At 70.8% G+C, this 13,711-nt stretch carries 11 protein-coding genes; 5 read left to right on the top strand and 6 right to left on the bottom strand.

The window, feature by feature from the left end; translation table 11 throughout:
* Window positions 1-141: 141 nt before the first annotated feature.
* The 3 genes from ACIG5F_RS45180 (at window position 142) to ACIG5F_RS45170 (ending at window position 2,760) form a co-directional block, all read left to right on the top strand.
* Window positions 142-1,146, top strand: coding sequence for a zinc-binding dehydrogenase (locus tag ACIG5F_RS45180; protein ID WP_396526434.1), 1,005 nt, complete (start codon window positions 142-144; stop codon window positions 1,144-1,146).
* Between the two features lie 10 nt (window positions 1,147-1,156).
* Window positions 1,157-1,654: a MarR family winged helix-turn-helix transcriptional regulator gene (locus ACIG5F_RS45175; protein ID WP_396526433.1), complete on the top strand. Its 498-nt coding sequence runs from the start codon at window positions 1,157-1,159 to the stop codon at window positions 1,652-1,654.
* A 137-nt stretch (window positions 1,655-1,791) separates the two neighbouring features.
* Complete coding sequence (locus tag ACIG5F_RS45170) at window positions 1,792-2,760, top strand: zinc-binding dehydrogenase (protein ID WP_396526432.1); 969 nt, start codon at window positions 1,792-1,794, stop codon at window positions 2,758-2,760.
* 45 nt (window positions 2,761-2,805) lie between these two features.
* Here the strand turns inward: ACIG5F_RS45170 and ACIG5F_RS45165 are convergent, their stop codons facing one another.
* Entirely contained in the window at window positions 2,806-5,106 is a 2,301-nt protein-coding gene (locus ACIG5F_RS45165) for a hydantoinase B/oxoprolinase family protein (RefSeq protein ID WP_396526431.1), read from the bottom strand.
* A 12-nt stretch (window positions 5,107-5,118) separates the two neighbouring features.
* The gene (locus tag ACIG5F_RS45160; RefSeq protein ID WP_396526430.1) at window positions 5,119-7,218 is read right to left on the bottom strand and encodes a hydantoinase/oxoprolinase family protein; all 2,100 of its coding nucleotides are present in this window, start codon (window positions 7,216-7,218) and stop codon (window positions 5,119-5,121) included.
* A gap of 118 nt (window positions 7,219-7,336) precedes the next feature.
* Here ACIG5F_RS45160 and ACIG5F_RS45155 point away from each other — a divergent pair, with 118 nt between their 5' ends.
* Window positions 7,337-8,992, top strand: a complete 1,656-nt coding sequence (locus ACIG5F_RS45155) for a (2,3-dihydroxybenzoyl)adenylate synthase (RefSeq protein ID WP_396526429.1) — start codon at window positions 7,337-7,339, stop codon at window positions 8,990-8,992.
* A gap of 136 nt (window positions 8,993-9,128) precedes the next feature.
* On the opposite strand, the gene ACIG5F_RS45150 is transcribed toward ACIG5F_RS45155, so the two are convergent.
* The 4 genes from ACIG5F_RS45150 to ACIG5F_RS45135 all read right to left on the bottom strand — a co-directional run bounded on the left by ACIG5F_RS45150 (window position 9,129) and on the right by ACIG5F_RS45135 (window position 12,088).
* On the bottom strand, window positions 9,129-10,352 hold the full coding sequence (locus tag ACIG5F_RS45150; protein ID WP_396526428.1) for an alpha/beta hydrolase: 1,224 nt from the start codon (window positions 10,350-10,352) through the stop codon (window positions 9,129-9,131).
* On the bottom strand, window positions 10,349-10,594 hold the full coding sequence (locus ACIG5F_RS45145; protein WP_396526427.1) for a hypothetical protein: 246 nt from the start codon (window positions 10,592-10,594) through the stop codon (window positions 10,349-10,351). The genes ACIG5F_RS45150 and ACIG5F_RS45145 overlap by 4 nt, the downstream gene beginning before the upstream one ends.
* Entirely contained in the window at window positions 10,591-11,217 is a 627-nt protein-coding gene (locus tag ACIG5F_RS45140) for a VOC family protein (protein ID WP_396526426.1), read from the bottom strand. The genes ACIG5F_RS45145 and ACIG5F_RS45140 overlap by 4 nt, the downstream gene beginning before the upstream one ends.
* A gap of 109 nt (window positions 11,218-11,326) precedes the next feature.
* Window positions 11,327-12,088, bottom strand: a complete 762-nt coding sequence (locus ACIG5F_RS45135; RefSeq protein WP_396526425.1) for a TetR/AcrR family transcriptional regulator — start codon at window positions 12,086-12,088, stop codon at window positions 11,327-11,329.
* Window positions 12,089-12,358: 270 nt separating this feature from the next.
* Here ACIG5F_RS45135 and ACIG5F_RS45130 point away from each other — a divergent pair, with 270 nt between their 5' ends.
* A complete protein-coding gene (locus ACIG5F_RS45130) occupies window positions 12,359-13,504 on the top strand; it encodes a DUF222 domain-containing protein (RefSeq protein WP_396526424.1) in 1,146 nt (381 codons plus the stop codon).
* Window positions 13,505-13,711 lie beyond the last annotated feature (207 nt).

Below are 13,711 nucleotides of genomic sequence, written 5' to 3'. Positions count from 1 at the left end.
CGGGGGGGGCGCCGCGGGCGGGGGGGGGCCCGGCGGGGGGGGCGCGGCGGGGGGGGGGGGGGGGGGGGGCGCCGCGTGGGGGGGGGGGGGGGGGCCCCCCCCCCCCCCCCCCCCCACCACGACCGAAGGCAGGTGCCCAGGATGGCGATGATGCCCGCGGTGCTGCTCGACGACCAGCGCCGGATCGTGCTCGAAGACCGACAAGAGCCGGTGCCCCGTGCCGACCAGGTGCTGGTCGACGTCGACCTGTGCGGGATCTGCGGCAGCGACCTGCACTCCCCCGACCTGCCCCAGGTCTACCGAGGCGGTTTCGTGCTCGGCCACGAGATGAGCGGCCGGGTCGCGCAGGTGGGGGCCGAGGTCTCCGGCTGGGCCGTCGGGGACCGGGTGGCGTTGAACCCCAACGGAAACGTCTGCGGCTTCTGCGAGCACTGCCGGGCCGGGCGGCCCAACTTCTGTCACCAGGCCACCATGGAGACCGCGCTCGGCCTGCAGGCCGACGGCGGCCTGGCGCCGTCGGTTGTCGTGTCCCCCAAGACGCTGCGGCGGATTCCGCCCGGCACCGGGCGGGTCGAGGCGGCCTGGGTCGAGCCGACCGCGACCGCGCTGCGGGCCCTGCGCCAGGCCGGCGACATCGCCGGCGCCACCGTGCTGGTCTCCGGCGGCGGGCCGATCGGGCAGCTGGCCTGCCGCCTCGCCGCGGACGGCCACGCCGGGCGGATCCTCCTCGTCGAACCCGCCCCCGAACGCCGGGCGTTCGCCGCCGCCTCCCACGTCGACGACGCCCTGACGCCCGACGAGGCCGCCGGGTCGGTCCGGCCCGACGTCGTCCTCGAATGCTCCGGCAGCGCCGGCGCGACCACGCTGGCCCTCGACGCCCTCCGCCCCGGCGGCGTTCTGGTCGTCGTCGGGGCCGGCCCCGGGTCGGGGCTCGATCCGGTCCGGATCCTGCTCAAGGAGATCACCGTGCGCGGCTCGTTCACTTACGCCGACGAGTTCGACGAGGCCATCGACCTGCTCGCCGACGGCCGGATCGCGGTGGCCGACCTGACCACGGAGGTGGCGCCCATCGCCGCCGCGCTGTCGGCGTTCGAGGCCCTGCGGGCGGCGCGGACCATGAAGATCCTGATCGACCCGCATGGCTAGCATGCACAACGTGACCTCATCCGGCAGGCGGCCCGTGTCGGCCGCCCAACCCAGCGCGGCGGCCAACGGACCGGTCAGCAACGCCATCATCAGGATCACCCGCCTGCACATCACCCGCGCCCGCCAGCTGTTCCGCGCCGTCGGCCTGCACCCCGGCCAGGAGCTGCTGCTCATGCACCTGTGGGACAACGGGCCGCAGCGGCAGTCCGACCTCGCCGCCACCTTCGACACCGACTCCGCCGCGATGACCCGCAGCGTGCAGCGCCTGGAGCGGGCCGGCTTCGTCCGACGCACCCCGGACCCCTCCGACGGCCGCGCCACCCTCGTCGACATGACCCCGGCCGGCACCGCCCTGCGCGGCCAGATCGAGCAGATCTGGGCCCAGCTCGAACACGACACCACCACCGGCATTCCGGCCACCCGGCAGCGGGCCCTGCTCCGTGACCTCGAACAGATCGAGGCCAACCTCACCACCGCCACCCAGGTCGACGAGACCGCCGCCTCCTGACCTCGGCCCGCTCAAGATCAAGGGACCGATCCCCAACGCCAGGAATGCCCCCCTTCCGGGCAGAACGGCGGGTGTTCGGTCACGTCCGCACGGTTTACGATGGTGTCGAATAGTTGACGTCTAAGTAGGAGGCGACCGTGTTCGCGGTGTACGCGGAGCATGTCGATCAGCACGATCCCCTGGCCGGACTGCGGGTCGGCGAGCGGCCGGCGGCGGAGGCGCCGGCGGGGTGGACGCGGGTGTGGGTGCAGGCGGCGTCGCTCAACCACCACGACATCTGGTCGCTGCGCGGGGCGGGCCTGCCGGCGCAGCGGCTGCCGATGATCCTCGGATGCGATGCGGCCGGGGTGGACGAGGACGGCGAGCCGGTGGTGGTGCACGCGGTCATCGCCGATCCGGACACGGTCGGGGACGAGACGTTCGATCCGAAGCGGACGCTGCTGAGCGAGTTGCACCCGGGCACGTTCGCCGACGAGGTGGTTGTCCCCCGGCGCAACGTGCTGCGGCGGCCGGCCTCGCTGTCGGCGGTGGACGCGGCGTGTCTGCCGACATCCTGGCTGACCGCATACAGGATGCTGTTCACCCGCAGCGGTCTGCGATCCGGTGACACGGTGCTGGTCCAAGGGGCCGGCGGCGGCGTGGCCACGGCGCTGATCTCGTTGGCACGGGCCGGCGGTTTCCGGGTGTGGGTGACCAGCCGGGACGAGCAGCGCGGCCAGCGCGCCCTCGAACTCGGTGCGCACGAAGTGTTCGCCAGCGGCGCCCGGCTGCCGCGCCGGGTGGACGCGGTGATGGACACCGTCGGCCAGGCGACCTGGGAGCACTCGATTCGCGCGCTGCGGCCCGGCGGCACGCTGGTGACGACCGGAGTGACCAGCGGCGCGAAGCTGCCCGACGTCGACCTGAACCGGATCTTCCTGCTCCAGCTGCGGATCGTCGGGTCCACCATGGGCACGCGGGCGGAATTCGGGGCCCTGCTTGACCTTCTCGACACCACCGGCGTGCGACCGGTGATCGACACGACTCTGCCGATGGACCAGGCGGCGACCGGCTTTCGCCGGATGCTCGACGGCCAGATCTTCGGCAAGATCGTCTTCACGCTCTGAGCACCGCGCCCCCGAGTCCGAAGTGGACTCGGGGGCGCCGCGAAGTCACCGCGAGTTGCTCGGGCTCAGCAGCCGGCCGATGTCGAGGGCGTGATCGGGATGGTCGGCCGGCACGATCCCGGAGTAGACGGCGGTCCAGCAGCCCGGGCAGCACAGCTGCCGGAACACGATCTCGGCGTCCACGTAGAGCTCCGGATCCGAGGTGACCTGGCGGCCGGCCGCCGACGACGGGCCCTCAAAGCGGGCCAGCCGAAGCACGTTGCCGTGCCGCGCGTCGCCGAGTGCGCGACCGCAGTGCCGACAGGCCACCGCCGCGTCCACCTCGACCAAGTTGTCGTCGAGCCGGCGACCCTCGGCCACATCGACGACGTGCGCCGGCTCCTCGACCGAATGACTCCGGTCCCGCCGCCGCGTCCGCTCCGCATCGCGCCGCCGCGCGGTCGCGGCCGCGTCGACCGAGCCGTCGACCAACACCACGCCATACCCTTCCAGCGCACCGTCGACGGTGACCCGGCCCTGGCTCACGTCGACCGCCACGTCGGCCGGATCGCGGTGCAGCGGATCGCCGTAGCCGCCACCGCCCTGCCAGTGCAGATACAGCACATCGTCCACGCCGACCACGGTCTCCTCGTAGCACGGCCGGAGTTCCTGGTCCCCGCCAAGGGATTCCAGCGAGTCGGGCAGCCGGCCACCGGCGAACGCCGCGTCCACCCCCGCACCGCGCGCGATGATGCCGATCGCGGTGTTGCCGGGATAGCCGCCGGCGATGCCGTTGTTCTGCGACACCGCCTTGCCCGACGACGCCACCACCAGCCCGACCGGTTCGCCGGTGCCGTACGGCATGATCGCGGCCGATCCGCTGAGCCCGCCCCGCCGACGCCCCGGGCCGCCCGAGTCGGGCTCCTCCCGCCGCCACAGGGTGAGCAGCGGATGGGCGTACTCGTTCATCTCGACGTCCGGGATCCGTCCCATCGGGATGCAGGCCAGGCCGCCGGTGTCCAGCCCGTCCACGGTCGGCCGGGCGCCGTAGCCGGCCGCCATGACGTCCATGACGATGTGGATGAACGGCAGGTCCTGCTCGCCCCGCTGGTCCAACCCGGCCAGCACCGCGGTGTCGTGGGTGCCGCAGCAGTTCGCCCGGACGTTGTCGATCAGGTCGTCGGAGCGGTCCAGCAGCTGGGCCAGGCACTCGGTGACCAGCGAGCCGGTGAGCCAGGCCGGGCCGATTGGGGCCCGGTTGAGCGCGGCCGGGAAGGTGGCGTTGTTGATGGTGCCCTCCTCCGACACCAGGTCGAAGCAGCGCATCAGACCGCCGGCCGACCAGGGGATGTCGTGCGCGAGAATCGGCAGCAATGCCAGCATCACACCGCCGCGCATGCCGCCGTACGCGCAGTTGATCACGCCAGCCTGTTTGTCCGTGCCGGTGAAGTCGAAGGTCAGGTGACCGTCCTTTTTGGTCATCGCCACGGTGATCTTGTACACGCCACGGTCGCCGGTGAAGGCCTGGTCCTGGTAGCCGGTGGCGCTCCAGGTGCCGTCCGGCAGCGACCGCAGCCGGGCCCGCAGCCGCGACTCGGCGTCGGACATCATGCGCTTCATCACGGCCTTGACCGTGTCCGCGCCGTACTGCTCGATCACCGACAGCAGCCGGGACCGGGCCACCGTGTTCGCGCCGATCTTGGCCCGCAGGTCCAGCCCGACCAGCATCGGCACCCGGGAGCGGCGCACCCACAGGTCGGCGATGTCGTCCTGGAGCTCGAAGTCCCGCACCACCTTCACCGGCGGGGTGGGCACGGCCTCAGCGAACACGTCCTGCGCGGCCGGCGAGAACGATCCGAGCCCGACACCGCCGAGGTCCATCTCGTGGCACACCGCGCTGGTCCACGCGAACAGCTTGCCCTCGTGGAAAACCGGCTGGAAGACGATGACGTCGTTCTGGTGCAGCCCGCCGCCGATCCACGGGTCGTTACACAGGAACATGTCGCCCTCACGCACCTCCCGGTTGCGCAGCACCCAGTAGATGGCCAGGTCGACCGCGCCGACGAGCATGGTGTTGTACAGGCCGACCTGCACTTCCTGGCCGAGCTCGTCGCTGATCGCGAAGTCGAAGTCGTTGGCGTCGGTGACGATCGTCGAGCCCGACATCCGCTTGAGCGTCTCGCCCATCTCGTCGGTGACCGACCAGAGCCGGTGGCGGACCACCTCGTAGGTCAGCGGGTCGAGTCCGTCGGCCGCCTCCGGGGCGACCGTGTGCAGGGCAAGGGAATCCGGCAGCTCGCGCACGAACTCCGCGGGGTCGATGGGACGGCTCGTGTAGCGCTCGGAGCCGAGAATCCGCATGGCCATGAGACGGGTCTCCTACTCGACGATCAGGTTCAGGTTTCCGAGGTGGTCGACCGTGGCGGTGCTGCCGCGCGGGACGACCACCGTCGTGGTGGGCACCTCCACGATCGCCGGGCCCTGGAAGGAAAAGCCGGCCTGCAGCTGGCGGTAGTCGTAGACGGCGGTGGGCTCGTAGCCGCCCGTGCCCAGGCGCACGTTCCGTGTGGAGATCAGCGCCGACGAGGCGTCCGCGGAGTCCGCGGCCTTGATCTCGGGCAGCGTGGGCGAGAACGGGAACACGCCGGTGGCCCGGACCCGGTAGGTGATGGCCTGGATGCCGGCGTCGCGGAAGCCCGTCCCCTCCCCGTACAGCTCGGCGTAGCGGCGCTCGAAGCCGGACACGACCTCGGCCAGCACCCGCTCGGTCACCGCGCCGTTGGGCACCGGCGTGGCGATCTCGGCGAGCTGGGCGGTGAACCGCATGTCGACCTCGCGTTCGATGACGACGTCGGCGAACTTCAGGCCCTGCCGTTCCAGCGCCGCCAGCGCCTGCGTCTCCAGGCGAAGCAGGTTGCGCTCGGCGCGGACCGGGTCGAGCGGAACCGCGGCCGGATCGGACAGTTCGGCCGACAGCACGACATTGGACGCCGCGAGGCCGAACGCGGAGAAGGCCGACGCGACCTGGCCCAGTGGGACGACGACGTTGCGCACGCCGACCTCGGCCGCGTAACCGGCGCAGTGCGCGGGCCCCGCGCCGCCGAAGGCGTACAGCACGAAGTTCCTCGGGTCGTGCCCGGCCTCGACGACGGTCTTGCGGAGCAGATCCCCGGTCTGCGCGTTCTGCACGGTGTAGATCGCGGCGGCCGCGTCCTCGACCGACATGCCCAGCGGCTCCGCGATGTGGGCGCGGATCGCCGCCCTGGCCAGCTCGACGTCGAGCCGCTTCTTGCCGCCGAGCAGGCCGCGTTCGGGCAGGATGCCCAACACCAGGTTGGCGTCGGCGATGGTCGGCTCCGTGCCGCCCTGCCCGTAGCAGGCCGGGCCGGGCACGGCGCCGGCGCTGCGCGGCCCGACCTGGAGGTTGCCGCCGGCGTCCAGCCAGGCGATCGCGCCGCCGCCGGAGCCGATGGCGTGCACCTGGAGCGCGGGCACGTTGATCGGGTGGTGGTTGATCACGGTCGTGGTCGAGCGCACCGGCTCGCCGTCGACGACCAGGCCGACCAGGAACGTCGTGCCGCCCACGTCGGTCGCGATGACGTTGCGGTGTCCGAGCTGCCGGCCGAGCGCCACCGAGCCGATGACGCCGCCGGTGAGCACCGAGCCGACCGTGGTGATCGCGGTGGCCGGCGCCTCGGCCGCGGTCACCGCGCCGCCGTTGCTCTGCATGACCAGCAGCGGCCCGGCGAGCTTTCGCTTGCGCAGCGCGGACTCCAGCGCGCCGAGGTAGTCGCGCAGGCCGGGGCCGATCTGGGCGCTCATGATCGTGGTCGCGTTGCGGGAGAACTCCCGGATGCGCGGGCTGACCTCGCTGGACAGCGCGACGAACAGGTCCGGCGCGATCTCCCGGATCAGCTCACGCAGCCGCAGCTCGTGGGTGGGGTTGCGGAACGACCACAGCAGGGAGACGGCGATCGCGCTGACGCCGTCGTCGACGAGCCTGCGGATCGCGTCCCGGGCCTGGTCCTCGTCCAGCCGCACGATGACCTTGCCGTCGCGGTCGACCCGCTCCACCACCTCCAGCGCATGCCGCTTGGGCAGCAGGGCATGGCGCTTGTCCTGGCGCAGCACGTCCTGCAGCTGCTCAGGCGAGCGGCCGACGTAGCGGCCCTCCACGTTCATGATGTAGATGGAGTCGCGATGCCCGACCGTGGTCAGGAAGCCGACCGGCGGCACGTTGCCGGTCACCAAGGCGTTCAGCGTGGACGTGGTGCCGTGGGCGATGTGCTGGGTCTTGGCCAGCATCTCCTCGACGGTCTCGCCGACCTGCTCGGCCAGCACCGCCAGCACGTCGAGCACGCCCCGCGAGTAGTCGGGGGGCGTGGAGGGAGTCTTGGCGGCGACCACCGCGCCGTCGTGGTCGTGCAACACGCCGTCGGTGAATGTTCCGCCGACGTCCACTCCGATGACGTAGGACATGCGCGGCTGCTCCTTCGACCGGTTCCGCTGGACCAGCACATCTTAACGCTGTGTCGAATAATTGACACTACCGACGACTGAGGATTTACAGTGGTGTCCGAGACCCGAGGAGGCACACGTGCGCGTTGGTGATCGATGGGGCGATCGGCTGCCGTCCTTCCCCGAGACGGCCGTCCGGCGGTACCAGGCGGCCGGGGCGTGGACGGACCGCACGATCGGCGAACAGCTGCACGCCACGGCCCAGCGGTTCCCCGACCGCACGGCGGTGGCCGCACTCGACGGCCGGCTCTCCTACGCCGAGCTCGACGCGCGGACCGACCAGATCGCGGTCGGGTTGCGCGAACTGGGGCTGCGGCCCGGCGATCCGGTCCTGTTCCAGGTCGACAATCGGCTGCACACCGTGCTCGCGTGGTACGGGGTGCTGAAGGCGGGGCTCGTGCCGGTGGCCACGCTCGCCCAGCACCGGCGGCACGAGATCGACCAGATCAGCCGGCGCGTCGAGGCCGTCGCCCATCTCGTCGACGCCACGCCCGGCGCGAAGTTCGACCTGCTCTCGTTCGCGGCCGAGTGCGCCGATGGGCATCCCACGCTGCGCCATGTGCTCACCATCGGCGCGCCGACCCCGACGGCCGGCAGCACGCGGGTGGAGGACCTCTCCGCGGACCCGTTGTCGGCACGCGAGACCGTGCGGGCGATCCAGGCCGACCTCGACCCGACCGACGTCGCTGTGTTCCAGCTTTCCGGCGGCACCACCGACGTGCCCAAGGTGATCCCCCGCCGGCACGCCGAGTACTGGTACAACTCCCTAGCGTACGCAAGGGGTTTCGGCCTCACCGAGCACAGCCGGGTGGCGCACATCCTGCCGATCGCACACAACGCCGGCATCGTGTGCGGGGTGCACGCGGCGCACAGCGTCGGGGCCTGCCTGTTGCTCGGCGTCCCGGACGTCACGGCATGCTTCCCTTTCCTGGTGGCGGAACGGGTCACGCACATCCTGGTCGGGCACGCCCATTTCCTGGCGATCGGCGAGACGGGCATCGCGACGCTGGCCGGCTCGCTGGAGAAGATCCTGTTGTCGGGCACCAAGGTGCCGCCGGAGCTGTTCGCCACGATCGAGCGGCACGGGATCTGGAGCGGCCAGAACTTCGGCATGGGTGAGGGATTCTTCGCCCTCACCCCGCCGGACGCACCGCGCGAGGCCCGGCTGGTCTCGGTCGGCGTCGCACTGTCCGAACTGGACGAGTTCCGGATCCTGGAGCCGGGCGGCGAGCGGGAGCTGCCCGACGGCGAGACCGGCGAACTGTGCTGCCGCGGGCCGTACACGATTCCCGGCTACCTCGACTCCGCCGAGCACAACAGCGTCGCCTTCACCTCGGACGGCTTCTACCGCACCGGCGACCTCGCTTCCGTGCTGACCTTCGACGGTCGGCGCTACCTGTCGATCGACGGGCGGCTGAAGGACGTCATCAGCCGCGGCGGCGAGAAGGTCAACGCCGAGGAGGTCGAGGGGTTGCTGCTGCGGCACCCGGCGATCACCGAGGCGGCCGTGGTGGCGATGCCGGATCCCCGTCTCGGCGAGCGCGCGTGCGCCTTCGTGGTCGCGCGGGACGAGCCGGTGACGCTCGACGACGTCCGCGAGCACCTGGCCGCGCTGGGGGTGGCCAAGTTCAAGTGGCCCGAGCGCCTGGAGCGGGTGGATCGGCTGCCGCGGTCGAACGTCGGCAAGGTGGACAAGCGGTCGCTGCGAGCGGCCGCGGCAGCGCTGGTGTCCTGAGCGGGTGCCCCTATGCCGCCGGCGCCGTCCGGAATCCCGGGATGACCCGCTCGCCGAACAGGCCGATGGTGGGGCCTGCTCGTGGGTCTCGGCCGTGCCCTTTCGTGTGCCCGAACGACGTGTGCGGCGAGCAGCCTCAGGCCGCGGGGAAACGCTCCGCGAGCCAGGCCCCGATCTCCTGTGCGGCAAGGTGATTGCCGGTCGGGCCGCCGGGCGTCAGCGGGCCACCGAAGTGCGTGCCGGCCACGCGGGCCAGGGCGAAGTCCTTGGCGCCGCTGGCGTCGACGATGGCGTCAATGTCGGCCGGGAAGCAGGCCTGGTCGCCGGTGAGTTCGACCAGCAGTGTCGGCGCGGTGACGTTTGGTATGCAGCGCAGCAGGTTTGCCTTGCTGCTCAGGCCGGACCAGGTGGACAGCCAGGCCTCGGGCGTGGCGAACCGGCCGAACCCGACCAGCCCGTAGTTGGTCAGGTCCGGCCGCCGGCCGAACAGCGACCCGTACGGGCGGTCGTTCGGATCCAGCGACAGGTCGACGCCCCGCAGATCGGCGTCGGTGCGATAGGTGGTCAGGACTCGCGGGGCGAGCGCGCGCCGCCGGTCCGCAGGGTTGCTTGTCTGCTCGTGACGACGTCGCGCCGCGGCGATGTCGTCCAGCCGTTCCCTGGCGACGGCGTCGATCCGGGCGATCCGGTCGCGCTGCGCCAGCCGGTAGCGCGCCACGAACTCCGCCGAGTACGAGGAAGGCTGCGGCGCTGGGCGGAAACCATTGGCCTCGGCGTAGGGATCGAGCTCGGGATCGATCGACATCGGGTCGCTCTCGTCGACCACCGACGGATCGATCATCCGTTGCAGCAAAGCGCCTTGCCCCGGATGCGGCGCCATGAAGACAGCCGCGTCCGGCAGCGGCATCTCCGCCTCCGCGAACCCGGTCGGCCGGCCACCCGGCCCGGCCGCGAGGCGGTCCGGCGAGCCGGCCTGCTCGTGGTAGTAGGCGAACAGCGTGCCGCCGCCCGAGTGGCCCAGCGTCACGACGGCGTCGAACTCCCGTTGCCGCAAGAACTTCTGACCGGCGGCCACATCGAGCAGGGCCTGCTCGTGCAGCAGGGCGATGTCGTTGTTCACCGACCGCGTGCCCTGCGTCCACACCGCGAATCCCCGGGCGAGCAGCTCCGGCACGAGCGGATGGTGGGTCACGTCCTGCCTGGGGTGCATGACGGACACGACCGTGCGCACCCCCGGCACGGTACGCAACACACCGTCCACTGTGGACCCGTCGTGTGTCCGCAGCGAATGCGTCGACTCGATGACGTCCCTCGGCAGCTCCTGCGTCTCCAGGCGCCGGCCGGCGCCGAGCCTGCTCATGCCGCCTCGATCCGCAGCACATCCTTGTCCCACTGGGTGATTCGCGCCGCACGGGTGCCGGCCACGCTGCTGTACCAGACCGCGTGCCGACAGCCGGTGGCCCGCCGGTCGATCACCATCACCCGGTCGAAGACCAGCTCGAAGTACGGCCCGACCCGCCGCGACGACACCGACCGGTCGCGCGCGGCGACCTCGGCCACCGGCCGGTTCTCCGGGACGTCGAGCACGTAGAGAGCGCTCATCGGGCCGGCGCCGCGGTCCAGTCGGCCGCCCGCTGGACGATCAGCTCGGACTTGCGGGCCAGCAGCGCGGCCATCGACGGCTCACCGTCGCCGAGCACGTCCAGCAGGGCGTCGATGGTGAGGTTGGCGTCCAGGTCCTCCTGCGGGGTCACCGGCCGCAGCGCCCGGGTGATCTCCACCATGTAGCCGTTCGGGTCGTGGGTGTAGATCGACTCGATGGTCTCGTGCTGGACCTGGAGCTCCACCGGCCATCGGCTGGCGTCCAGCCGCCGGCGGTACTCCAGCAGATGCGCCTCGCTGTCCACGTGGATGGCCAGATGCCGTGACATCACGAAGAAGTCGGGCACGTCGTCCTCGAACCGCGCGTACACGTCGCCCTTGACGCCGTGCCGCGGCGGCTCGTAGCCGAAGTAGTAGAAGAACGCCAGCCGGTCGTCGTTGCCGATGTCGAAGAAGAAGTGGATGAAGTCGGGGTGGTCGGCCGGCCCCCAGCCGGCCGCGCAGATCGAGTGCACCACCGGGAAACCCAGCGTGTCACGGTAGAAGGCGACGGTCGCGGCCGGGTCCAGCGTCGGATACGCGACGTGGTCCACGCCCCGCACCAGGTGTGGTGTGTCCGTCATGGAAATCCTCCCGATGCCGCCCGCGTTTGACGCTTACGGCAAAAATTCTACGCCGACGAAGCCACAGTGGGCAAGGTAAGGCCACGGTGGGTGACGTGGAGAACAGACCTCAGTCGCGGGGACGCGGCTCGGCCGCGAGCGTCGCTTCGAGCAGGGCGACGTCCTGCTTCAGCAGTTCAAGGGCACGCGCCGGGCCGCTGGCCGTGGTCGCGCGGCTGTCGGCGTTGCGCACGGAGGCGACGGCCATGTCGGCGATCTGGGTCGCGACCGCGCGCTCGTCGCCGGCCTCGGTCGGGCGGTACCAGAACGCCACCCAGGTGCACATGCCGATGATGCCCAGCGCGGCCGTGCGCGCGTCGAGCGGACGCAGCTCGTCGGCCGCCACGCCCTGGTCGATGACCGCCACGAACTCGGCCAGGATCCGGCGCCGTCCGTCCAGATAGGACTGTGCGATGTCGGACGGCAGCTCCGCGTCGGACCGGACCAGGACCCGGAACCGCTCCGGCTGGGTCGCGTGCCGCAGCGCGGTGTCGAAGGCCATCGCGTGCAGGCGTTCGATCGCGCTCTTGCCGCGGCGGCGGCGCAGCTTGGCCAGCTCGTCGGCCGGCGCCAGTGTCAGGTCGCTGACCAGCCGGGCCAGCACCGCTTCCTTGTTGGCGAAGTAGTGGTACAGCGCCGGCCGGGTCAGGCCGGTGGCGTCCGCGATGTCCTTGAGCGTGGTCGCCGCGAAGCCGCGCAGGGCGAACAGCCGCGTCGCCTCGGTCAGGATCTGGTTCTCGACCAGCGCCCACCGCGCACCCCGCGCGGGTTCGACCGACGCGCCGTTGCGACTGGCGGCCGCCCGCTTGGTGTCCTGGTCCGACGACTCCACGTCCGCCAGACTAACCGGTCCGAGATCGGATGACCCTGCTAGGCCTCTGGGCGATGGCGTATCAAGGCGCTATCGGGCAGGCTCCGCCTGCCTCGATACGCAAGAAGCTTATGCCATCGCCCCCCTCCGCGCAAATCCACCCTCCGGAGCCTGAAGGTACAGATGATTGTCGCCGCGGTGCTGTGGGTGGGGTCGTCTCGATTATGCATGAAACGGGATTTCACCCGTTAGTGGTTCGATTTGGATCTTCGATAGGGGTATCGTTGGGGTATGGAAGAAATCACCCGAGAGCTGGAGTCCGCCGAGCCTTCGGGAGCGATGCTGGACCTGCTCCTCGGCGCGGATCTCTCCACTCTCACACCTGAGCAACAGGTCACCGCATTCGTCATGGCCCGCAAGATCACGGCGGTTGCCGACCACGCTCGGCTGTGCATTCTCCGGAATTTCGACGACCTGGCCGAGATGTCCATGGCCACCCACGAGTCCGAACAGTCCCTGTTCCGCCAACAGGAACGCGCCCAGGTCCTAGACCGGCTGCCTCGGCTGTGTGAGCAGCTGCGACGCGGGGAGATCGACCTACGCCGGCTGGAGACCGTGGACGAGCGGGTGATCCACCTCGACCCCGCCACGATCCCCCAGATCGAGGACCAGCTGGTCGAGGTGGCCGCTGAGCTGACCCGCACCCAACTGGCGCGCCGGACCACCAAGCTGGTGGCCGAGGCTGATCCGCTGGGCTATGAGCAGCGCCGGCAGAAGGCCCGTGACAAGGAACGGCGGATCGAGTTCTACCCCCTGCCCAACGGCATGGCCGAACTGCGGATCCGCATGTCGGCGATCGACGCCCGGCAGTGCTACGACATCGCCACCGCTGATGCCCGCGCGTTGTGCAAGGACTGCCGCACCACCGACCAGAAGCGGGTGGACGCGTTCCTGGACCGGTTCCTGGGCTACGGCATCGACCGGAAGGTCCAGGTTCACGTCACCCTCTCGATGGAGACGTTGATGGGTCTGACCGAGGACCCGGGCCTGCTGGACGGCTACGGCCCGATCAGCGCCGACTCCGCCCGCGAGCTCGCGATGCTGGGCCCGTGGCGGGGTGTCCTGCTGGACGAGTACCAGCGGGCCGCCGCGATGGCCACCCACCTCTACAAGCCCCCAGCCCGGTGCCGGGAGTTCACCAAACTCCGCGACGGCGGCACCTGCTGCGCCCCCGGCTGCGTCAACCCCATCCAAGAAATCGACCACACCGTGCCGTGGCCGAAAGGCAAGACGAATCCGGACCAACTCAAGGGCTACTGCCAACACCACCACCACCTCAAGCACGGCGACCACACCGTCACCCTCGACGACGACGGCACCCTGCACTGGGTCACCCCCCAGGGCCGCCACTACACCACCCAACCCCACCAGTACTGACCACCACGCATCCCCGCCCTATCGCCTACCGCACCTGTTCTTTGACAACTCCACAGCGAACCGAAACCCCCTCCAACAAAGCGGAGCCGGCAACCCGCAAAAGCAGTCGGCCACACAGGCTTTCCGCTTCGACAATCGGAGGGTGGATTTTGTGTGGAGGGGGGCGATGGCATAAGCTTCTTGCGTATCGAGGCAGGCGGAGCCTGC

Origin of the sequence: Kutzneria sp. NPDC052558 (genome assembly GCF_044547355.1) — a bacterium.
GTDB lineage: Bacteria > Actinomycetota > Actinomycetes > Mycobacteriales > Pseudonocardiaceae > Kutzneria.
This window is presented reverse-complemented; position numbering and strand designations above follow the sequence as displayed.

What these genes read in the sequence shown, in the direction of transcription:
- ACIG5F_RS45130 (WP_396526424.1), top strand. Translation starts at nt 12,359, where the DNA reads ATGGAAGAAATCACCCGAGAGCTGGAGTCCGCCGAGCCTTCGGGAGCG.
- ACIG5F_RS45165 (WP_396526431.1), bottom strand. Translation starts at nt 5,106, where the DNA reads ATGGCCATGCGGATTCTCGGCTCCGAGCGCTACACGAGCCGTCCCATC.
- ACIG5F_RS45180 (WP_396526434.1), top strand. Translation starts at nt 142, where the DNA reads ATGGCGATGATGCCCGCGGTGCTGCTCGACGACCAGCGCCGGATCGTG.
- ACIG5F_RS45140 (WP_396526426.1), bottom strand. Translation starts at nt 11,217, where the DNA reads ATGACGGACACACCACACCTGGTGCGGGGCGTGGACCACGTCGCGTAT.
- ACIG5F_RS45160 (WP_396526430.1), bottom strand. Translation starts at nt 7,218, where the DNA reads ATGTCCTACGTCATCGGAGTGGACGTCGGCGGAACATTCACCGACGGC.
- ACIG5F_RS45150 (WP_396526428.1), bottom strand. Translation starts at nt 10,352, where the DNA reads ATGAGCAGGCTCGGCGCCGGCCGGCGCCTGGAGACGCAGGAGCTGCCG.
- ACIG5F_RS45145 (WP_396526427.1), bottom strand. Translation starts at nt 10,594, where the DNA reads ATGAGCGCTCTCTACGTGCTCGACGTCCCGGAGAACCGGCCGGTGGCC.